This window comes from Blastococcus sp. SYSU D00695 (assembly GCF_054050555.1).
Genome location: NZ_JBJGZP010000011.1, coordinates 106575 through 126094, shown reverse-complemented (window position 1 = coordinate 126094; position 19520 = coordinate 106575). Strand labels below are relative to the sequence as shown.

Below are 19520 nucleotides of genomic sequence, written 5' to 3'. Positions count from 1 at the left end.
GAGATCGGCGATCTCGGCGGCATCAGCCGCTCATGCCGCCGAGATCGCCGATCTCGGCGCTGAGGCAGGCAGGGGACCGGCGGTGAGGCAGGCCGGGAGCGTGGCCCTCCGGGGGCGGCGCCGCGGCCCGGCCGGGCTCACCCGGTGGCCGGGCCGCCCTGCTCGGTCCCGGACAGTCGCCGCAGGAACTCGTGGCAGCGCCTCGCCCGCGCCGAGTCCTGCTCCATGACCTCGCGGAAGAACGCCGCGACGTCGTCCAGGCCGGCGTTCTCGGCGTCCCGGACGTACTGGCCGTAGTCGTGCCCGGCCTTCAGCGAGTGGTACTGCACCGAGATCAGGTCGAAGGTGACGTCCGCGAAGCCGGTCTCACCCGTGGCCATGGCAACCTCCGTCTCGTCGTCGCCGCGCTGACACGCGCTGCGGTTCCCCGGTGGGAACGGGCGAAACGGACCGATCCGTCACGAGGTCGGGTGCCCCCCGGTCGCCGAGATCGGCGATCTCGGCACCATCGGGCGCTCATGCCGCCGAGACCGCCGATCTCGACGGTGGGGCAGGGGTCGGCGGGTCGGGGGTGGCTAGGCGAGGCCGCCCGCGGTCTCGCCGCCACCGGTCACCGGGCCGCCGCCGAGCTCCTCGCCGAGCGGGTCGTCCCCCGCGGAGTCGCCGGGCGCCTCCCCGATGCCGGCGATGCGGCCGGACCCGCCCGCGGCCCCCGGGAGGCCCGCGCCCCCGGCGTCGTCGGCCTCGGTGCGCCCGGCGGCCAGCTCGTCCTCGCCGGCGGCGCTCGGGTCGTCGGCGGCCGAGGCGAGGTCGTCGCCCTGGCCGTTCGCGCCGGGGTCGGCCTGCAGGGTGCGCGGGTCGTTGAGCGGGTCGGGGACGTCGGGATCGGTGACGGTCATGGCCGGGCGGTGCCCGCCGCCGCGACGGGTCAACCGCGCGGCACCCGCTTCCGGAAAGCGTCAGCATCGTGTTACACATCGGGGCGTGGAGGCGCTGGCGGCCCTGGCCGACCCGACCCGCCGGCAGATCGTCGCGCTGCTGGCCGCCGGTGAGCGGGCGGCCGGCGAGCTCGCCCGCGCCTTCCCGGTGAGCCGCCCCGCCGTCAGCCGGCACCTGCGCGTCCTGCGGGAGGCCGGGCTGGTGCACGCGCGGGTCGAGGGCCGCCGCCGCCTGTACGCGCTGGACCCCGCGCCGCTGCGGGAGCTCGACACCTGGCTCGAGCCCTACCGCGACCTGTGGGCGCAGCGGCTGGACGCGCTGGACACCGAGATCGCCCGCGGACGGCGGGCGGCGACCCGGGAGGAGACCCCATGACCGCAGGCCCCGCCCCCAGCGGCCCCGACGACCGCCGCGGCGCGATCAGCACCGATCCCGACGGCCGGCGGCGCCTGGTCTTCCGCCGCTCCTGGCCGGACCCGGCCGACGCGGTCTGGTCGGCCCTGACCGAGCCGGAGCGCTCCGCCCGCTGGATCGGCCGGTACGACGGCGACCACGGGCCCGGCGCCGAGGGCGACTTCACGATGACGGGGGAGGACGGGGCCCCGACGTCCCGGCTGCGGATCGAGGAGTGCCGGCCCCCGCACCGGCTGGTCCTGCAGTGGCTGGACCAGATGGGCTGGCGGGTGGAGGTCGACCTCGCCGAGGCCGCCGGGACGACGACGCTCACCTTCACCCAGGTGCTCGCCGCCGACGACCCCGGTGTCGGGGACATCGCGGCCGGCTGGCACTGGTACCTCGACCGGCTGGGCGCCGTCCTCGCCGGGACCGCGGTGCCCGAGGACTGGGACGCCTTCCACGGCGCCGTCGGACCGGGTTACGCCACCGCCGCCGGCTGACCACCGGGGTCCGGGCCCGGTCCCCGCGCCCCCGGGGTGCGCGCCCTGAGCCGTTTCCGTCACACCGTCGAGCGGCACGCCCTCGTGTCCGGCGGCTGCGGCACAGGGCGTGGGTTAGCGTGGCTGGAGTCCCCCGCCCCCGAAGACGACGGGCTCGAGTGCTGGTGTCTCCCTACTTCCACGTCCTGCGGACACCGCACGCGGTGCCGATGGTGCTCGCCGCGTTCATCGGCCGCCTCCCGCTGTCGATGGTGGGCCTGGGCTGCGTGCTCCTGGTCGCCGACGAGACCGGCTCCTACGCCTTCGGTGGCGCGGTGGCGGCGGTCGGGGCGGTCACCACCGCGGCGGCCGGGCCCCTGCTGGGCCGGCTCGCCGACTCCATCGGCCAGCGGCGGACGCTGCTCCCGGTGACGGCCGTCTTCGCGGTCTCGGGCGCGCTGTTCCTCGCGGCGGTGAAGCGGGACTGGCCGAGCATCACCGTCTTCCTCTTCGCCGGGATCGCCGGGGCCTGCATCCCGCCGGTCTCCTCGATGATCCGGGTCCGCTGGACCCACCTCCTGCGCGGCACCACGCGGCTGCCCGCGGCGCTGGCGATGGAGTCCGTCGTCGACGAGTTCGCCTTCATCGTCGGCCCGGTGCTGGTCACCTTCCTCTCCACCACCGGCCACGCCACCTCCGGCGTGGTGACGGCGTTCGTCCTGGCCGTGGTCGGCAGCGTGCTCTTCGCGGCGCAGGGCCGCACCGAGCCGCCCCCGCACGGCAGCGTCAGCCGGAAGGGGCCCGCGGCGATCCGGACGCCGGGCATCCGGGTGCTGTTCGTCGTCGGCGCCGCCGTCGGCGCCATCCTGGGCACGCTGGAGATCGCCCTGGTGGCCTTCGCCGACGAGGTGGACGCCATGTCCATGTCCGGCGTCCTCATCGCCGCCCTCGCCGTCGGGTCGATGACCAGCGGCATCGGCTGGGGCACCGTGCACTGGCGCGCCCCGCTGAACCGGCGGCTGGCCACCGTGCTCGTCGTCCTGACGCTGCTGATCGTCCCGCTGCTGCTCGTCGAGCAGATCTGGGTGATGGTGCCGTTCGTCGTCCTGGCCGGCATCTCGCTGTCGCCGTCCCTGATCAGCTCGTTCACCCTCGCCGAGCTGCTCGTGCCGCCGTCGGCCACCACGGAGGCCTTCACCTGGATCGGCACGGCCCTGGGCCTGGGCGTGGCCCTGGGCGCCTCGCTGGCCGGCGTGGTGGTCGACGAGGTCGGTGCCAACGCCGCGTTCCTGGTGGCGGTGATCCCGGCGGCGCTGGCCGCGACCGTGGTCGCCGCGTGCCAGCGGATGCTCGTCGTGCGGCCGCGCAACGCCGAGGCAGAGACGGTGCTGGCCGGGTGAGCGGCGCCGACCGGCCCGCCGGCGCCCGGAGCATCGACGAGCTGCTCGCCGAGGCCCGCGGCCGCCTGCAGCGGGTGCAGCCGCAGGAGGCCGCCCGCCGCGCCGAGGCCGGCGCCGTCCTCGTCGACACCCGCCCGGCCGCCCAGCGCGACCGGGACGGCGGCATCCCCGGTGCGCTGGTGATCGAGCGCAACCACCTGGAGTGGCGCTTCGACCCCGCCAGCGACGCGCGGGTGCCCGAGGCGACCGGGTACGACGTCGAGGTGGTCGTCTTCTGCGACGAGGGCTACTCCTCCAGCCTGGCCGCCGACTCCCTGCGGGCCCTGGGCATGCACCGCGCCACCGACGTCGTCGGGGGCTTCCAGGCGTGGAGGGCGGCCGGGCTCCCGGTCCTCGACCCGGGCCGGTGACCCGCGCGCGCCCGGCCGCCGGCGGGGGCCGCCGGCTCGGCGTCGCCCCCGAACGGCTGGGCCGCTGGCTGGACGGCGTCGCCGAGCGGCACGGGCCCTTCGCCGAGGTGCGCACCGACGGCGAGGCGCTGGCGGTGACCTGCGCCGACGGCACCTCGGTGGTGCTGCGGGCGCCGTTCGGTTGGACGCCGCAGTCGCCGCTGCTGACCTCCTTCGGCGCCGCGGCCGCCCGGCCGGCGCAGGCGGCCGTGCTGCTGGTGCGCCGCGGCCGCTGGGCCGTGGGCGTCTTCGACGGGACGCGGCTCGTCGCCTCGAAGGTCGACAGCCGGCTGGTGCAGGGCCGCACCGCCGCCGGGGGCTGGTCGCAGCAGCGCTTCGCCCGGCGCCGGGACAACCAGACCGCGGCGGTGGTCTCGGCCGCGGCCGACACCGCGGCCCGGGTGCTGCTGCCGCACGCGGCCGGGCTCGACGCGCTGGTGCCCGGCGGCGACCGCGGCCTGGTGGAGGACGTGCTGGCCGACCCGCGGCTGCGTCCCCTGGCCGGGCTGCCCCGCACGGCCCCGGTCGAGGTCGGCGAGCCGACGAAGGCGGTGCTGCTGGAGACCCCGGCCCGGTTCCGCGCGGTCGACGTCGTCATCCGCGAGCCCGGCGACGGGTGACCGCGCCCGCGCCCTCCCGGGCGGTGATGCGGTTCTGCACCGGGGGGCGGTCGCTGCGGGGAACGCGGTCGACGGCGCACGGCGGCGCGCGTAGCGTCCACCGACCGTGTCCGCCGAGCCCAACGACACGACGTCCGCCGATCCGGTCCTGACCGCCGAGCGCGCGCACCTGGCCCACGCGGCCTCGTGCCTGGCCGGGATGCGCGCGGCGGCGGCCGCCGTCGTCGACGCGGGCGTGGACGCGTGGGCCTCGGAGCGGCTGGGCGCGGCCCGCGCGGAGCGGCTGCGCGCCCTGGCCGACGACCCCGGCGTCCCGGCGTTCTTCGGGCGCACCGACGCCGGGCACGAGACCTTTCACATCGGCCGGCGGCACGTCCGCGACGCCGCCGGCCACCCGGTGGTCGTCGACTGGCGGGCGCCGATGAGCCGGCGGTTCTACCGGGCGACCGCGGCCGACCCGCAGGGCCTGGTGCGCCGGCGCCGCTTCGGCTTCGACGGCGGTGAGCTCACCGGCTACGAGGACGAGCTCCTCGCCGCCGGGGACGAGGGCGACGGGCACCTGCTCCGCGCCGAGATCGAGCGCCCGCGCAGCGGCCCGATGCGCGACATCGTCGCCACCATCCAGCCGGAGCAGGACGAGATCGTCCGCGCGCCGCTGTCGGAGTCGGTCTGCGTGCAGGGCGCCCCGGGCACGGGCAAGACCGCCGTCGGCCTGCACCGCGCGGCCTACCTGCTCTACACCCACGCCGGGCAGCTGGCGCGCAGCGGCGTGCTCGTCGTCGGGCCCAACCGGGCGTTCCTGCGCTACATCGAGCAGGTGCTGCCCACCCTCGGCGAGGTGCAGGTCGAGCAGACCACGGTCGCGGACCTCACCGCCCGGGTCCCGGTCCGCGGCACGGACCGGCCCGAGGTGGCCGCGCTCAAGGGCGACGAGCGGATGGCCGCCGTCCTGCACCGCGCCCTGTGGGGGGCGATCGCCAAGCCCGCCGAGGACGTGCTGGTGCCGCTCGCCGGTCGCCGCTACCGGGTGCCGGTGGAGCGGCTCAAGCGCGCCGTCGACGACCTGCGTCGCCGCGGCCGGGCCGACGACGACCAGCAGGTGCTGCACTACGCCGCCGGTCGCGAGCGGCTGGCCCTGCTCCTGGCCGAGGACGCCCGCCGCCAGCGGGAGGAGGACGGCGGGAGCCCGACCGACGCCGAGACCCGCCGCGCCGCCCGCAGCCCCGAGGTGCGCGCGTTCTGCGACGCCGTCTGGCCCGCCCGCGACGCCGCGGGCCTGGTCTGCGCGCTGCTGTCGGACCCCGTCCTGCTGGCGCGCGCGGCCCGGGGCGTGCTGGACGAGGACGAGCAGGCGGCGCTGCGGTGGCCGGAGCCGCCCCGCTCGGTGCGGACGGCGCCCTGGACGGCGGCCGACGCGGTGCTGGTCGACGAGGTGGCCGGCCTGCTCGAGCGCACCGGCGGCTACGGGCACGTGGTGGTCGACGAGGCCCAGGACCTGTCGGGGATGCAGTGCCGCGCGATCGCCCGCCGGCTGGCGGCCGGCTCGCTCACCGTCCTCGGCGACCTCGCGCAGGCCACCAGCCCCTGGTCGGCGGGGGACTGGGGCCCGACGCTGCGCGGGCTCGGCCGGCCGGGGACGACGGTCCGCCCGCTGACCCGCGGCTACCGGGTCCCCGGCGAGGTGCTCGACTACGCGAACCGCCTGTTGCCGGCCATCGCCCCCGGCCTGCCCGCCGCCACCGCCGTGCGGCGGGGCCCCGGGGCGCTCGCGCTGCGGCCGGTCGCCGACCTCGCCGGGCCGCTGGCCGAGGTGGTGCGGGAGCTGGCGGCGGCGCCGGGCTCGGTCGGGGTCGTCTGCGCCGATGCGGCGGTGCCGGCGGTGGCGGCCGCGCTCCGGGACGCCGGGCTGCCCGCGCAGGTGCTGACCGACGACGCCCCGGCGGCCCCGCTCGCCGTCGTCCCCGCGGGACTGGCCAAGGGGCTGGAGTTCGACGCGGTGGTCGTGGTGGACCCGGCGGCGGTGGTGGCGGCCGAGCCGCGCGGCCTGCAGCGCCTCTACGTCGTCCTCACGCGGGCGGTGAGCCGCCTGGTCGTGCTGCACCGCGGGGACCTGCCGGAGCTGCTGGCGGCCCCGCCCGCCCGGTGATGCGCTCGTCGAGGGCCTGGGTGAGCAGCCAGCCGCCGAGCAGCACCAGGTGCAGGAGGAACAGCCACAGCGCCAGCGCGACCGCCGCCCCGACGGGGGTGAGGCCGCCGAAGGGGGCGCCGAGGTCCAGCGGCAGGGAGAGGAAGAGCACGAACCCCTGGAGGAAGCCGGACAGGCAGGCCGCGGTGAACAGCGCCCCGCACAGCACCGCGGGCCAGCCGAGGCGGGTCGCCGCGACCACCCGGAAGCCCCACACCAGGGGCACGGTGAGCGCGAACAGCACCGAGTAGTAGCCGAGGGCGAACCGGCCGACGGCGGCGGCGGCGCCCGGCTCGGCGGCGAGGGACGCCATGCCGTCGGCGGCGAGCAGGAGCGGGTACAGCAGCAGCGGGGTGACCACCACCAGCGGCAGCCCGAGGAGCCGGCCGCGCCAGCCGGTCAGGGTGTCGGGCCGCGCGCTGAAGCGCAGCAGCGCCCGGCGCAGTCCCTCGCCGTACAGCGACAGCGGCAGCAGGGCGAGCAGGAAGCCGAGGAGGTCCATGCCCAGCCCGGCGTCCACCAGCCCGCGGACGGCGCCCGGCGCGCCGAGCTGTGAGGGCAGCAACCCGGTCAGGCTCCCGGTCAGCCGCGACACCTCGTCCGCGCCGGCCAGCGCCCCGGTCAGCCGGACGGCGACCAGCAGCAGCGGCACGACCGCGATGCCGGCGTAGAAGGTCAGCCCGGCCGCGATGAGGGCGAGGTCGCGGCCCTGCAGCCGGGCGCGCGCGGCGGACGCCAGGAACCGGGCCTCCGCGCCCACGCGCGCCCGGGACCACGCGCTGCCCCGCGGCGGCGGGGCGGGGTCTGTGCTCAGGCTCCGGACCCGATCGCGGTGCTGCGGGCCGGCGGGCCCCCGGCCACGTTGCCGGAGCCGCATGCGCCCTGCGGCGCACGGGAGGCGGGGACGGCGGGCGGGCGGGCCGGGGCCGGTCGGGAGAGGGGCATGCCGGGTGGGTGCGCGGCCGGCGGACCGGGCAAACGCCGCGGCGGGCCGGGAACGCGCTCCGGGCGGCTGGTCGGGAGGCGGTGCCGGGTCGTGCCGGGGCGGCCGTGTGATCGGGGCGGCCGCGTGATCGGGGCGGGCTCGTGGGCGAGGTCACGCCGGCTCCGCGCGGCGGCCCGGGCGAGCGGCGCGGGCGACGGGCGGCGCCGGTCCGCCGCGTCGGCGCAGGTCAGGCGGGCGGGCGCGGGGACGGCGTCCACCGGCGCGGGAACTGCACGGGGTCGGTTGCTCACCGTGAGCGAACGAATTACACGCTGGTGATTGTCACGCCGCCGTAACGGCCCTTACGGTCTGTGTGTCCGACGGGGCGCAGCGTCACCGACCTGGGTGACACCCCACGGACGCCGTCGAGCCGGCCGACCCTCGGGGACGCCGGGCCGGGGACCCACCGTAGTCCCGGGGTGCAGCGCGCGCGGGCGACCGCGGGCGCCGGGCGAACTCCCGCCCGAACCCGTCAGCTAACCCGGTAGGCGGCCGTCGGAGAATTGGAGAGCCGCCGCACCATGGCGTCCGCTGAGCGCGTCTTCCCCGCGCGCCCGCACCACCCCCGCCGCCCCGCCGCCCTCCGCCGGGCGCTGCTGCTGGCCTCCTCCGTGGGCGTCGCCCTCGGCGCGACCCTCGTGCCCGGCTCCGCCGCCGCCGAGGAGCCGCAGACCGCGGCCGAGGCCGCCGAGCTCATGGCCGCCCGCGGGCACGAGCTGGAGGGGGTCACCGAGCAGTTCAACGAGGCCCGCGAGCAGCTCGCCGCGCTGCAGGCCGCCGCCGCCCAGGCGCAGGCCACCGCCGACCAGGCGCAGGCCGCGGTCGCCAGCGCGCAGCAACAGGTCACCGGCGTGGCCCGCAGCGCCTGGACCGGCGACAGCGGCGGCTCGCTGGCCGCCCTGCTCACCAGCGACTCCGCCGACGAGTTCCTCGACCGGGTCAGCGCCCTCGAGCTGGTCGCCGACCACCAGAGCGGCGTCCTCGTCTCCGCCGTCACCGCCGGCGACGCCGCGGCGCAGGCCCAGGCCGCCGCCACCCAGGCCGCCGCCCAGGCGCAGCAGACCTACGACGCCGTCGCCGCCCAGCAGGCCGCGCTCGAGGCCCAGATCGCCGAGTACCGCGCCGACTTCGACCGGCTGACCGCCGCCGAGCGGCAGGCCGCCCTCGCCGCCTCCGCCGCCGCGCACGCCGAGACCACCGCCAGCCGGGACGAGCGCGACGCCCCCGCGGCCGCCGCCGGGACCGACGCGCCCGCCACCCCGGTGGTCGGCGGCAGCGGCGCGGCCTCGGTGGCCGTGAGCACCGCCATGGCGCAGCGCGGCAAGCCCTACGTGTGGGCCGCCGGCGGCCCCGGGTCCTTCGACTGCTCGGGGCTCACCCAGTACGCCTTCCGGGCCGCCGGGATCACCCTGCCGCACTCCAGCCGGCTGCAGTCCCAGATGGGCCAGCCCGTCTCCCGCGGCAACCTGCAGCCCGGTGACCTGGTGTTCTTCTACAGCCCGGTCAGCCACGTCGGCATCTACATCGGCAACGGCCAGATGGTGCACGCGCCGACGTCCGGCGACGTCGTGAAGGTCGCCAGCATCGACTCCATGGGCGGTTACGCCGGGGCCCGCCGCATCGCCGGCTGAGCTCGCCCCCCGGCCCGCCCACTCCGGGGCGGGCCGGGGGAGCCGCGTCAGCCGACCCGCAGCAACAGCCCCCAGACGAAGCGGGCCGGCCGGCCGTCGGGCAGCGCCACCTCCCAGTGCGCCGGCGCCGGCGCGCCGACGTGCCGGGTCCCCGGGACGGCCGCCACGTCGTCCACCACGTGCTGCCACACCAGCAGCCGGTCGCCGCGCGCCGCGGGGACGCCCGAGCCGGGACCGCGGACCAGCTGCTCGTCGAGGACCTCGCCGCCGGGCCCGCTGACCACCCGCCAGCGCAGCTGCGGCCACAGCGGCAGCGGCCACTGGCGCAGCTCCAGCACGAGGTCGCCCTCGGGCCGCTCGACGCAGGTGTCCGGCGGCCCCAGCACCGCCGTCCGCAGGGCGAGCCCGCGCGGCGCCCGGGGGCTGTGCTGCAGCGCCTGCCAGCGGGTGTGCGCGGCGTGCGCCTGCCCGCGGGTCGCCCCGATCCGGGGCAGGGCCTCGGCGACCAGGTCGGGGCGGACGTCGGCCATCCGGCGCAGCAGCACGAGGCAGAACTCCCGCCGCGCCAGCCCCCGCACGCGCCCGACCCTGCCACGCAGGTCACAGTCCCGACCGGGGACCCCGCGGGCACCCCGGTCGTTGAGCTGCGCGGACCCGTCGCCGTCGAGAGGGAGCCGATGACCCCCCGCACCGCCGTCCAGCTGTTCCGCGCCGTCGCCGTCGCCGAGGCGCTGACCTGGATCGGGCTCCTCGCCGGCATGTACGTGAAGTACGTGCCGGAGACCTCCGAGGTGGGGGTGCAGGTGTTCGGGCCGATCCACGGCGCGGTGTTCGTGCTCTACGTCGTGGACGCCCTGGTGACCGCGCGGCGGCTGCGCTGGTCGCCCGGCACCACGCTGCTCGCGCTCGCCGCGTCGGTGCCGCCCCTGGCCACCGTGGTCTTCGAGGTGTGGGCCCGCCGCTCCGGCCGGCTGGGCGAGGTGGCGACGACGGCCTGACCCCGCCGCCCCCGGGGCGCTGGCCTACGGTCGCCGTCATGCCCGAGCCCGTGCTGCCCTCGACCGCCCGGACCCTGCTGGCGCGCACCGCCCGCGTGCAGCGCGACGGCCGCGTCCCGGGCCTGGTCGCCGGCGTGGTGCGCGACGGCGGCCTCGTCTGGTCGGCCGGGCGCGGCGAGGTGCCCGGGCCGGTGCTGGACGTGCAGTACCGGCTGGGGTCGATCAGCAAGACCGTGACCGCGGTGGCCGTGCTGCGCCTGCGCGAGGAGGGCCGGCTCGGGCTGGACGACCCGCTGGAGACCCACGTGCCGGGGACGCCGCTGGGGGAGCGGACGGTCGGTCAGCTGCTGTCGCACCTGGCCGGCGCGTCCGCCGAGAGCCCCGGCGGCTGGTGGGAGCGGGTGCCCGGCGGGTCGCTGGCGGACCTGCGGCTGCGCGAGGAGCAGGTGGTGCTCGGCGCGGCCCGGCGGTTCCACTACTCCAACCTCGGCTTCGGGCTGCTCGGCGAGCTCGTCGCCCGGCACCGGGGCCGGCCGTGGGCCGACGTCGTCCGCGACGAGGTCCTCGCCCCGCTGGGCATGACCCGGACGACGCCCCGCCCGCAGCCGCCCGCCGCGGCCGGCACCGCGGTGCACCCGTGGGCGGACGTCGTCCTCCCCGAGCCGGAGCACGACGCCGGGGTCATGGCGGCCGCCGGTCAGCTGTGGGCGCCGCTCGCCGACCTCGCCCGCTTCGCCGTCTTCCTGCTCGGCGACACCGGCGACGTGCTCTCCCCCGCCACGCTGGAGGAGATGGCCGTGCCCGCGGGCGTGGACTCCTCCTCGCCCGGCTGGTCGGCCTACGGCCTGGGGCTGCAGGTGATGCGGGTCGACGGGCGGGTGCTCACCGGGCACGGGGGCTCGATGCCGGGCTTCCTGGCCGGCGTCTTCGTCGACCGCGAGGAGGGCACCGGCGCGGTCAGCCTGGCCAACACCACCGCCGGCATGGAGCCGCTGTGGCCGGGACTGCTGGCCGACGTGCGGGCCGCGGAACCGCGGGTGGTCGAGGAGTGGCGGCCGGCCCCGCCCGCGGTCGAGCTGGACCTGCTCGGCGTCTGGTACTGGGGGCCGGCGCCCTACGTGCTGCGCGCCGTCGGCAGCGGCCTGCTGGACCTCGCCCCGCTGCCGGGCCGGCCGGGACGGGCGAGCCGGTTCGCCCCGCGCGGGGACGGCACCTGGCTGGGCCTCGACGGCTACCACGCGGGCGAGACGCTCCGGATCGCCCCGGACCACCTGGACCTCGGCACGTTCGTGTTCACCCGCACGCCCTACGACCCCGAGGCGCCCGTGCCCGGCGGCGTGGACGAGCGCGGCTGGCGCTGAGCGCCCCCGCGCCCGCCCGCCCCCGCGCCCGCCCCGGGTCCCCTCGAGGCGGCGCCCCCGAGGTATGGGAAGCCATCCCCACGTCCCGGCGCCGCAGACGTGGGGATCGCTTCCCATGCCTGGAGGGCGGGCGGGGGTGAGGCCCGGTGTCAGGGGCGGTCGAAGGCGTCCATCGTCGACTTCAGCACCGCGCCGTAGACCAGGTGCGGCACGAGGTCGGCGGCCCAGTCGGTCGCCGACCACGTCCGCGGGTCGGTGACGCCCAGCACCGTCATCGGCCCGTTCGCGGTGACCAGCACACCGGCGGTGGTGAGCAGCGTCCCGACCAGCCACTGGGAGCGGAAGCCGGCGGCCCGGACCAGCCCGGTGAGGACGCCGACGCCCACCCCGGCGGCCAGCCCGGTGAGCGGCCCCAGGCCCTGCACCCGGTTGCGCCGGGTCTCCTCGTCGCCGGGGACCGTCACGTGCGCCCGCTCGGCCAGCACCTCGACGGTCCGCTCCGGGGTGGAGCTGCTCCCGCGGCCGCGCACGGCCATGTCCACGTAGGTGACGGCGTTCAGTGCGGTGCTGGCCGCGCCCCCCGCCGCCGCGCCCCGCAGCGCCCAGCCGAGGGGGCTGATGCCGCGCCGTCCCTTGCCGGTCGTCCCGACCGGGGTCCGTCTCGCCATGGCGGTGGCGGTACCCCCGCCGCCGTCCCGCACACCGCCGGCTGGCGGCCGGGGCGGCGCGGGCGGACGCTGGCGGGCGTGGGCCACGGGGACGGCGGGGACGGCGACGGGGACCGCGACGGGACCGACCTCGACCTACGGCTGGAGCGGCGGATCGCGGAACTCCTCGACGCCCGGGCCGCCGGCGCCTCGATCTGCCCGTCCGAGGCCGCCCGCGCCGTGGACCCCGGCGGCTGGCGGGAGCTGATGCCGGCCGCGCGCGCGGCAGCGGGACGGCTCGCGGCCGCCGGGGAGGTCGAGGTCACCCAGGGCGGTGCGGTCGTCGACGTCGCGACCGCCCGCGGACCGGTGCGGGTGCGACGGCCCCGCTGAGCCCGCCCGCCGAGCCCGTCCGCCCGCTGAGCCCGCCCGCTGTGCGGGCCGCGCCGGACCGGGCCGCGCGCTCAGTCCGTCGCGCCGTCCGCCACGCGACGCAGCAGCGGGTCCACGCGGTGCTCGACGAGGTGGCGCATGGCCAGGGCGGTGTCGGTGCGCTCCACCCCCGGCATCCCGAGCACCAGCTCGCTGATCCGCCACAGGTCGTCGGCGTCGACGGCGGCGACGCGCACCAGCAGGTCGGCCACGCCCGACAGCGCCGTCACCTCCAGCACCTCGGGCAGCTCCCCCAGGGCGGTCCCGACGTCGGTCAGGCTGCGCTGCACGACCTGCACGGTCATGTACGCCTCCAGCCGGTAGCCGAGGGCCTCCGGCCGGACCCGGGCGGTGAACGGCGCGAGCGCCCCGCCGGTCTCCAGGCGGGCCAGCCGCGCCTGCACCGTGTTGCGGGCCAGCCCCAGCCGCTGGGACAGCGCCATGACCGAGGCGCGGGGGTCCTCCGCCAGGGCCTGCAGGAGGCGGGCGTCGGTGGCGTCGAGGGCCGGCACGGTGCGCAGTCTGGCATGCCTGGACGTCCAATGAGTGAGCGATCTGCGTTGGACGTCCGAGCATCCTTGCGCAGTCCTCCCACGGGGTGATGTGCTCGCGCACGGGGCGGGTCGTGCCACGATGATGTGAGTGACGCCACACCCCGGCGTCACCGCACGTCCCACCGACCGCGTCTCCGGCCACCCCGGGCACGCGGGAGTCGTCGAGGAGCAGCCCCATGCCCACGGTGCCCACCCCCGAGGTGGCCGGCCCGGTACCCGGCGCCGGTGCGCCCCACCTGCCCGCCCCGCCCGACCTCGTGCAGCTGCTGACCCCCGAGGGGCGGCGCGTGACGGACCCGGTCTACTCGATCGACCCGACCCCCGAGGAGCTGCGGGCGCTCTACCGGGACCTGGTGCTGGTCCGCCGCTGGGACACCGAGGCCACCGCGCTGCAGCGGCAGGGCGAGCTCGGCCTGTGGGCCTCGCTGCTGGGCCAGGAGGCCGCCCAGGTCGGCGCCGGGCACGCGCTGGAGGCGGGGGACATGGCGTTCCCCACCTACCGCGAGCACGGGGTGGCGTGGGTGCGCGGGGTGGACCCGCTGCACGTGATGAGCCTGTTCCGCGGCGTGGACAACGGCGGCTGGGACGCCGCGGCCACCGGCTTCAACCTGTACACGATCGTGATCGGCGCGCAGACCCTGCACGCCACCGGCTACGCGATGGGCGTCCAGCGCGACGGCGCCGAGACCGCCGTCCTCGCCTTCCTCGGCGACGGCGCCACCAGCCAGGGCGAGGTCAACGAGGCGATGATCTGGGCGTCGTCGTTCCAGGCGCCGGTCGTCTTCTTCTGCCAGAACAACCAGTACGCGATCAGCGCGCCGATCGAGCGGCAGTCGCGGGTGCCGCTGCACCACCGGGCGACCGGCTTCGGCTTCCCCGGGGTCCGGGTCGACGGCAACGACGTCCTCGCCGTCCTGGCCGTGACCCGCGCGGCCCTCGCCGCCGCGCGCGAGGGCCAGGGGCCGGTCTTCATCGAGGCGTTCACCTACCGCATGGGCGCGCACACCACCTCCGACGACCCGACCCGCTACCGGCTGGCCGACGAGCTGGCGGAGTGGGCGCAGCGCGACCCGATCGCGCGGGTGCGCACGTACCTGGCGGCCGAGGGCGTCGCCGACGAGGCGTTCTTCGCCGAGGTCGACGCCGAGGCCGAGGAGCTGGCCGCGCGGGTGCGGCGCGGCACGGTGCGCATGCAGCCCCCGCCGGCGGAGTCGATGTTCGACGAGGTCTACGCCGACCAGCCGCCGCCGCTGGCCGCCCAGCGCGAGCAGTTCGTGACCTACCAGGCCTCCTTCGAGGGGAGTCACTGATGGCCACCGAGGTGCTCACGATGGGCCGGGCGCTCAACCTCGGCCTGCGCCGCGCCATGGAGGACGACGCCAAGGTCGTGCTCATGGGGGAGGACATCGGCCGCCTCGGCGGCGTCTTCCGCATCACCGACGGGCTGCAGAAGGACTTCGGCGAGGCGCGCGTCGTCGACACCCCGCTCGCCGAGGCCGGGATCGTCGGCACCGCGGTCGGGCTGGCCATGCGCGGCTACCGGCCGGTCTGCGAGATCCAGTTCGACGGGTTCGTCTTCCCGGCGGCCAACCAGATCATCACGCAGGTCGCGAAGCTGTCGGCGCGCTCGCGCGGCCGCCAGCGGATGCCCGTCGTCATCCGCATCCCCTTCGGCGGCGGCATCGGCGCGGTGGAGCACCACAGCGAGAGCCCCGAGGCCTACTTCGCGCACACCCCCGGCCTGAAGGTCGTCGCGGTGAGCAACCCGGTCGACGCCTACTGGGGCATCCAGCAGGCCATCGCCTCGCCCGACCCGGTCGTGTTCCTCGAGCCCAAGCGCCGCTACTGGGAGAAGGCCGAGGTCGACCTCGACGCCACCCCCGAGCCGCTGCACCGGTCCCGGGTCGTCCGCGCCGGGGACGACGTCACCGTCCTGGCCTACGGCCCGATGGTGCGGACGGCGCTGCAGGCCGCGGCGGCCGCGGCGGAGGAGGGGCGGTCGCTGGAGGTCGTGGACCTGCGCACGCTCGCGCCGCTGGACCTCGGCCCGGTGGTGGACTCCGTCCGGCGCACCGGGCGCTGCGTCGTCGTGCACGAGGCGCCGGTCTCGCTCGGCCTGGGCGCGGAGATCGCCGCCCGCGTCACCGAGGAGTGCTTCCACTCGCTGGAGGCCCCGGTGCTGCGCGTGGGCGGCTGGGACGTGCCCTACCCGCCGGCGCGGATGGAGGAGGAGTACCTGCCCGACCTGGACCGGGTGCTCGATGCCGTCGACCGCGCGATGGGCTTCTAGGAGGATGACGGTGCTGCGTTCGTTCCGGCTGCCCGACGTCGGTGAGGGCCTGACCGAGGGCGAGATCCTGCAGTGGCTGGTCGCCGTCGGCGACGAGGTCACGGTCAACCAGCCGCTGTGCGAGGTGGAGACGGCCAAGGCCGCCGTCGAGCTGCCCTCGCCGTACGCCGGCGTCGTCACCGAGCTCCTGCACGAGGCGGGCGCCACCGTGGACGTCGGGTCGCCGATCGTCACCATCGACGTCGCCGGCGAGCACGCGGACGACGACGGCGGGCCCGGCGAGCCGGAGCGCACGCCCAACCTCGTCGGCTACGGGCCGCGCACGACCGAGGCCCGCCGCCGCCCCCGCCGCACGGCGGCGGCCGTCCCCTCGGCGGCCGTCCCGGCCGAGCCCGTCCGGCACGGCGGGCCGGTGGCGGCCCGGGTCGCCGAGGCGCCCCCCACCCAGGCGCCCGCCGCGGAGGTGCCCGCGGCCGCGCTGCCGCACGGCACGGGCCGGCCGCGCCCGCTGGCCAAGCCGCCGGTGCGCAAGCTCGCCCGCGACCTCGGCGTCGACCTGACGCTGCTGAGCGGCAGCGGCGCCGGGGGCGTCATCACCCGGGCCGACGTCGCGGCGGCCGCCCCCGACGCCGCCCCGGCCGCCGCCGTCCCGCAGCCGGGTGGGCAGCCGCGCGGCGAGCAGCGGATCCCGGTCTCCGGCGTCCGCAAGCACACCGCCGCGGCGATGGTGGCCAGCGCGTTCACCGCCCCGCACGTGACGGAGTTCCTCACCGTCGACGTGACCCGCACGATGAAGCTGCGCACCCGGCTGGCCGGCCGCCCGGAGTTCGTCGGGGTGAAGGTCAGCCCGCTGCTGTTCGTCGCGAAGGCGCTGCTGCTCGCGGTGCGTCGGCACCCGATGGTGAACAGCCGGTGGGAGGAGGCGACGCGGGAGATCGTCGTCCCCGGGCACGTCAACCTCGGCATCGCGGCCGCCACGCCGCGCGGGCTGCTGGTGCCCAACGTGAAGGACGCCGACCGGATGTCGCTGCCCGAGCTGGCGCAGGCCCTGGCCGACCTCACCGAGACCGCCCGCGCCGGGCGCACCACGCCCGCGGACATGGCCGGCGGCACCATCACGATCACCAACGTCGGCGTCTTCGGCGTCGACACCGGCACGCCGATCCTCAACCCCGGCGAGTCGGCGATCCTCGCCTTCGGCGCCGTGCGCGAGATGCCGTGGGTGCACAAGGGCAGGGTGCGGGTGCGGCAGGTGACCACGCTCGCCCTGTCGTTCGACCACCGTGTCGTCGACGGGGAGCTCGGCAGCCGCGTCCTCGCCGACGTCGGCGCGGTGCTGCACGACCCGGCGGCGGCGCTGGCGTTCTGAGGCCGGGGAGCGGGCGGCGGTGACCGACCTCGACGGGCTGCTGGCGTTCGCCGCCCGCTCCCGGGTGGCCGAGGGCGGCTTCGGCCACCTGGCGGCGGACGGCGCCCTGGAGGACCGGCCGCAGGAGACCTACGTCGTCGCCCGGATGACGCACGTGTTCGGGCTCGCGCACCTGCTCGGCCGCCCCGGCGCGGCCGGAGCGGCCGGGCACGGCGTCGCCGCGCTGCTGGACGGTCCGCTGCACGACGCCGAGCACGGGGGCTGGCGGGCGGCGGAGGACGACGACGCGAAGACCGCCTACGCGCACGCCTTCGTCGTCCTCGCCGGGGCCACCGCCACGGCCGCGGGCGTCACCGGCGGCCGGCAGCTGCTGGGCCAGGCGCTCGCGGTGTGGGACGGCCGCTTCTGGGACGACGCCGCCGGCCTGGCGGTGGAGGAGTGGACCCGCGACTGGTCGGCGTGCGGCGACTACCGCGGGGTCAACGCCAACATGCACGGCGTCGAGGCCACCCTCGCGGCGGCCGACGCGCTGCTCCCCGAGGACCCGGCCACCGCGGCCCTCCTCCGCCGCAGGGCGCTGCGCAGCACCGGGCGGGTGGTGCACGGCTGGGCGCGCGAGCGCGACTGGCGGCTGCCCGAGCACCTCACCGCCGGCTGGGAGCCGCTGCCGGGGTTCCACCGCGACCGGCCGGCCGACCCGTTCCGCCCCTACGGCGTCACGGTCGGCCACCAGTTCGAGTGGGCGCGGCTGTGCCTGAACCTGCGGGCGGCGCTGGCGGACGACGCCCCGGCCTGGCTGCTCGACGACGCCCTCGCGCTGTTCGACGCCGCGGCCGCCCGCGGCTGGGCCGCCGACGGCGAGCCCGGGTTCCCGTACACCCTCGACTGGGACGACCGTCCCGTCGTGCGGGCGCGGATGCACTGGGTGCTGTGCGAGGCGGTCGCCGCGGCGACCGTCGCGCACACCGTCACCGGCCGGCAGCGGTACGCCGACCTCGCCGGCGCGTGGCGGGCGCACGGCGAGGAGCGCTTCGCCGACCCGGCCACCGGCAGCTGGCACCACGAGCTGGGCCCCGGCGGGGAGGTCGCCGGGGGCACGTGGACCGGGCAGCCCGACGCGTACCACCTGGCGCAGATGCTGCTGCTGGCCGGCCGGCCGGTGCGCGGCAGCGTGGCCGCGGCGCTGCGCGGGGCCGGGCCGGTGCCGCCCCACCCCGAGGGGTGAGACCGGCCGGCCGGAGGGTGCTCAACCCCCCGGTCCGACCTGCCGATGAGGCACCGTGACCACCACCGATCCCCGTGAGGACCAGCACGCCGCTGCCGACCTCCGGCACGAGGTGGCCGCCCTGCGCACCCAGCTGCGGTTGCTCCAGTCCGCGGCCGGCGAGCCGGCGGCCGACGACCCCGGCACGGTGCTCCACCAGGTCCTGGCCCGTGCCGTCGACGCGGCACCGGCCCCCGCCCACCTGCTGACCGTCGTCCCGCGGTCCGGCGGCCCCCGGCGGACGCTGGCGGCCGGGCTGCCCGAGGACCGGGTGTCCGCGCTGGCCGACCGGCTCGCCGTGGACGGCGACCTGGGCCCCGACGCGGTCGTCGTCGAGCTCGCCTCGACCCGGCACACCCACGGCCGGCTGGCCGCGCTGTACCCGCCCGGCACCGCCGTCCCCGACGAGGCGCGGGCGCAGCTGGCCGCCTACGCCGCCCACGCGACGGCGGCGCTGGACCTGGTCGGCACCCTGGCCGACGCGCGGGCGGAGGCGGACCGGGCCGCCGCCCAGCTGCTGCTCGCGCACGAGCTCGCCTGCGCTCCCGACGCCGCGGCCGTCTGCACCGTCGTCACGCGGTCGCTGCCCGCCCTCGTCGACTCCGCCCGGGGCGGCGTCCTGCTGTGGGAGCCCGCCGAGGGCCTGCTGCGGCCGGCCGCGGCGCTCACGCCCGGCGGCGAGGTGGTCCAGGGCGAGGCGATCGGGCTCGTGGCCGGTTCCCCGCTGCGCGCCGAGGACTGTCCCGAGGTGCTGGGGCTGCTGACCAACCGGGTGCCCCAGGTCTTCTCCGTCGAGGGCAGCAGCCCCGGCCTGGCCGCGCTGCTGGAGGCGGTCGGCGCCTCCGACGTCGCGCTGGTCCCGCTCCGCGCCGGCCACACGGTCCTGGGCGCCGCGGCGGTCTGGTGGTCGGCGGACGAGCGCCCGGGCACGCCGGCCAGCGACGAGCTGATGCGCCTGTGGGCCGTCGGCGACCAGGCCGCGTCGGCGCTGCACAAGGCGCAGCTGCTGGAGGCCGTCCAGCACCAGGCCACGCACGACCCGCTCACCGGCCTGCCCAACCGCGTCCTGTTCGTCCAGCGGCTGGAGGCGGCCCTCGCCGGCCTCGCCCCGCACGAGCGCCTCGGGGTGCTCTTCTGCGACCTCAACGGCTTCAAGCAGGTCAACGACACGCTCGGGCACGCCGCCGGGGACGAGCTGCTGCGCCAGGTCGGCGCGCGGCTGAACGGCACCGTGCGCGGCGTCGACACCGTCGCCCGGCTGTCCGGCGACGAGTTCGCCGTCCTCCTGCCGGGCCTGGCCCGCGCCGAGGACGCCGCCGCGCTCGCCGCCCGCGTGGCCGGCTCCTTCGCGCCGGCGTTCCGGCTCGACGGGCGCGAGGTCCCGGTCGGCACCAGCGTGGGGACGGCGGTGCAGCACGGCCCCGGCGGCTCGGTGGCCGCCCTCCTCAGCGAGGCGGACGCGGCGATGTACGAGGACAAGGGCCGGCGCCGGCTGGGGGCGCCCGCGCGCTCCTGACCCGC

21 protein-coding genes and 1 riboswitch are annotated in these 19520 nt (G+C 77.8%); of the genes, 15 read left to right on the top strand and 6 right to left on the bottom strand.

Translation table 11 applies throughout. The features are described from left to right. Positions 1 to 137 precede the first annotated feature (137 nt). Complete coding sequence (locus ACI781_RS09845; RefSeq protein ID WP_456565909.1) at positions 138 to 380, bottom strand: acyl carrier protein; 243 nt, start codon at positions 378 to 380, stop codon at positions 138 to 140. Between the two features lie 195 nt (positions 381 to 575). Continuing rightward, the gene (locus ACI781_RS09840) at positions 576 to 899 is read right to left on the bottom strand and encodes a hypothetical protein (RefSeq protein WP_456565908.1); all 324 of its coding nucleotides are present in this window, start codon (positions 897 to 899) and stop codon (positions 576 to 578) included. Between the two features lie 85 nt (positions 900 to 984). Between ACI781_RS09840 and ACI781_RS09835 the strand changes: the two genes are divergently transcribed. The 6 genes from ACI781_RS09835 (at position 985) to ACI781_RS09810 (ending at position 6429) form a co-directional block, all read left to right on the top strand. Next, the gene (locus ACI781_RS09835; protein ID WP_456565907.1) at positions 985 to 1314 is read left to right on the top strand and encodes an ArsR/SmtB family transcription factor; all 330 of its coding nucleotides are present in this window, start codon (positions 985 to 987) and stop codon (positions 1312 to 1314) included. Then, on the top strand, positions 1311 to 1835 hold the full coding sequence (locus ACI781_RS09830; protein ID WP_456565906.1) for an SRPBCC family protein: 525 nt from the start codon (positions 1311 to 1313) through the stop codon (positions 1833 to 1835). Before ACI781_RS09835 ends, ACI781_RS09830 begins: the two co-directional genes overlap by 4 nt. Positions 1836 to 1993: 158 nt before the next feature. Next, entirely contained in the window at positions 1994 to 3214 is a 1221-nt protein-coding gene (locus tag ACI781_RS09825) for an MFS transporter (protein ID WP_456565905.1), read from the top strand. Then, positions 3211 to 3624: a rhodanese-like domain-containing protein gene (locus ACI781_RS09820; RefSeq protein WP_456565904.1), complete on the top strand. Its 414-nt coding sequence runs from the start codon at positions 3211 to 3213 to the stop codon at positions 3622 to 3624. The genes ACI781_RS09825 and ACI781_RS09820 overlap by 4 nt, the downstream gene beginning before the upstream one ends. Beyond that, positions 3621 to 4283 carry an acVLRF1 family peptidyl-tRNA hydrolase gene (locus ACI781_RS09815; protein ID WP_456565903.1) on the top strand — a complete coding sequence of 221 codons (663 nt, stop codon included), beginning with the start codon at positions 3621 to 3623 and terminating at the stop codon, positions 4281 to 4283. The genes ACI781_RS09820 and ACI781_RS09815 overlap by 4 nt, the downstream gene beginning before the upstream one ends. A 106-nt stretch (positions 4284 to 4389) precedes the next feature. Then, positions 4390 to 6429, top strand: coding sequence for a HelD family protein (locus tag ACI781_RS09810; RefSeq protein ID WP_456565902.1), 2040 nt, complete (start codon positions 4390 to 4392; stop codon positions 6427 to 6429). Here the strand turns inward: ACI781_RS09810 and ACI781_RS09805 are convergent. Continuing rightward, complete coding sequence (locus tag ACI781_RS09805; RefSeq protein ID WP_456565901.1) at positions 6350 to 7228, bottom strand: YhjD/YihY/BrkB family envelope integrity protein; 879 nt, start codon at positions 7226 to 7228, stop codon at positions 6350 to 6352. The genes ACI781_RS09810 and ACI781_RS09805 overlap by 80 nt on opposite strands. 587 nt (positions 7229 to 7815) lie before the next feature. Beyond that, positions 7816 to 7959, top strand: a riboswitch (cyclic di-AMP (ydaO/yuaA leader). 15 nt (positions 7960 to 7974) lie between these two features. Between ACI781_RS09805 and ACI781_RS09800 the strand changes: the two genes are divergently transcribed. Then, a complete protein-coding gene (locus tag ACI781_RS09800; RefSeq protein WP_456565900.1) occupies positions 7975 to 9084 on the top strand; it encodes a C40 family peptidase in 1110 nt (369 codons plus the stop codon). A gap of 47 nt (positions 9085 to 9131) precedes the next feature. Here the strand turns inward: ACI781_RS09800 and ACI781_RS09795 are convergent, their stop codons facing one another. Further along, positions 9132 to 9662 (bottom strand): hypothetical protein, encoded by a 531-nt coding sequence (locus ACI781_RS09795; protein WP_456565899.1) that lies wholly within the window; start codon positions 9660 to 9662, stop codon positions 9132 to 9134. Between the two features lie 99 nt (positions 9663 to 9761). Here ACI781_RS09795 and ACI781_RS09790 point away from each other — a divergent pair, with 99 nt between their 5' ends. Together ACI781_RS09790 and ACI781_RS09785 are read left to right on the top strand one after the other, a co-directional pair. Further along, positions 9762 to 10082: a DUF3817 domain-containing protein gene (locus tag ACI781_RS09790; protein WP_456565898.1), complete on the top strand. Its 321-nt coding sequence runs from the start codon at positions 9762 to 9764 to the stop codon at positions 10080 to 10082. A 38-nt stretch (positions 10083 to 10120) separates the two neighbouring features. Next, complete coding sequence (locus tag ACI781_RS09785; protein WP_456565897.1) at positions 10121 to 11443, top strand: serine hydrolase domain-containing protein; 1323 nt, start codon at positions 10121 to 10123, stop codon at positions 11441 to 11443. A 149-nt stretch (positions 11444 to 11592) separates the two neighbouring features. Here the strand turns inward: ACI781_RS09785 and ACI781_RS09780 are convergent, their stop codons facing one another. Further along, a complete protein-coding gene (locus tag ACI781_RS09780) occupies positions 11593 to 12111 on the bottom strand; it encodes a hypothetical protein (protein ID WP_456565896.1) in 519 nt (172 codons plus the stop codon). A gap of 78 nt (positions 12112 to 12189) precedes the next feature. On the opposite strand from ACI781_RS09780, the gene ACI781_RS09775 reads away from it, so the two are divergent. Beyond that, positions 12190 to 12483, top strand: a complete 294-nt coding sequence (locus ACI781_RS09775) for a DUF3253 domain-containing protein (protein WP_456565895.1) — start codon at positions 12190 to 12192, stop codon at positions 12481 to 12483. 71 nt (positions 12484 to 12554) lie between these two features. On the opposite strand, the gene ACI781_RS09770 is transcribed toward ACI781_RS09775, so the two are convergent. Further along, the gene (locus tag ACI781_RS09770) at positions 12555 to 13034 is read right to left on the bottom strand and encodes an Lrp/AsnC family transcriptional regulator (RefSeq protein ID WP_456565894.1); all 480 of its coding nucleotides are present in this window, start codon (positions 13032 to 13034) and stop codon (positions 12555 to 12557) included. 218 nt (positions 13035 to 13252) lie between these two features. Here ACI781_RS09770 and pdhA point away from each other — a divergent pair, with 218 nt between their 5' ends. The 5 genes from pdhA to ACI781_RS09745 are packed head-to-tail and all read left to right on the top strand — an operon-like array spanning position 13253 to position 19515. Beyond that, positions 13253 to 14386 (top strand): pyruvate dehydrogenase (acetyl-transferring) E1 component subunit alpha, encoded by a 1134-nt coding sequence (gene pdhA, locus ACI781_RS09765; protein ID WP_456565893.1) that lies wholly within the window; start codon positions 13253 to 13255, stop codon positions 14384 to 14386. Beyond that, positions 14386 to 15366 carry an alpha-ketoacid dehydrogenase subunit beta gene (locus tag ACI781_RS09760; RefSeq protein WP_456565892.1) on the top strand — a complete coding sequence of 327 codons (981 nt, stop codon included), beginning with the start codon at positions 14386 to 14388 and terminating at the stop codon, positions 15364 to 15366. The genes pdhA and ACI781_RS09760 overlap by 1 nt, the downstream gene beginning before the upstream one ends. Positions 15367 to 15370: 4 nt before the next feature. Continuing rightward, complete coding sequence (locus ACI781_RS09755) at positions 15371 to 16735, top strand: dihydrolipoamide acetyltransferase family protein (RefSeq protein ID WP_456565891.1); 1365 nt, start codon at positions 15371 to 15373, stop codon at positions 16733 to 16735. A 19-nt stretch (positions 16736 to 16754) separates the two neighbouring features. Further along, positions 16755 to 17960: an AGE family epimerase/isomerase gene (locus ACI781_RS09750; RefSeq protein WP_456565890.1), complete on the top strand. Its 1206-nt coding sequence runs from the start codon at positions 16755 to 16757 to the stop codon at positions 17958 to 17960. 55 nt (positions 17961 to 18015) lie between these two features. Further along, positions 18016 to 19515 (top strand): diguanylate cyclase domain-containing protein, encoded by a 1500-nt coding sequence (locus ACI781_RS09745; protein WP_456565889.1) that lies wholly within the window; start codon positions 18016 to 18018, stop codon positions 19513 to 19515. The last annotated feature ends 5 nt before the right edge of the window (positions 19516 to 19520 follow it).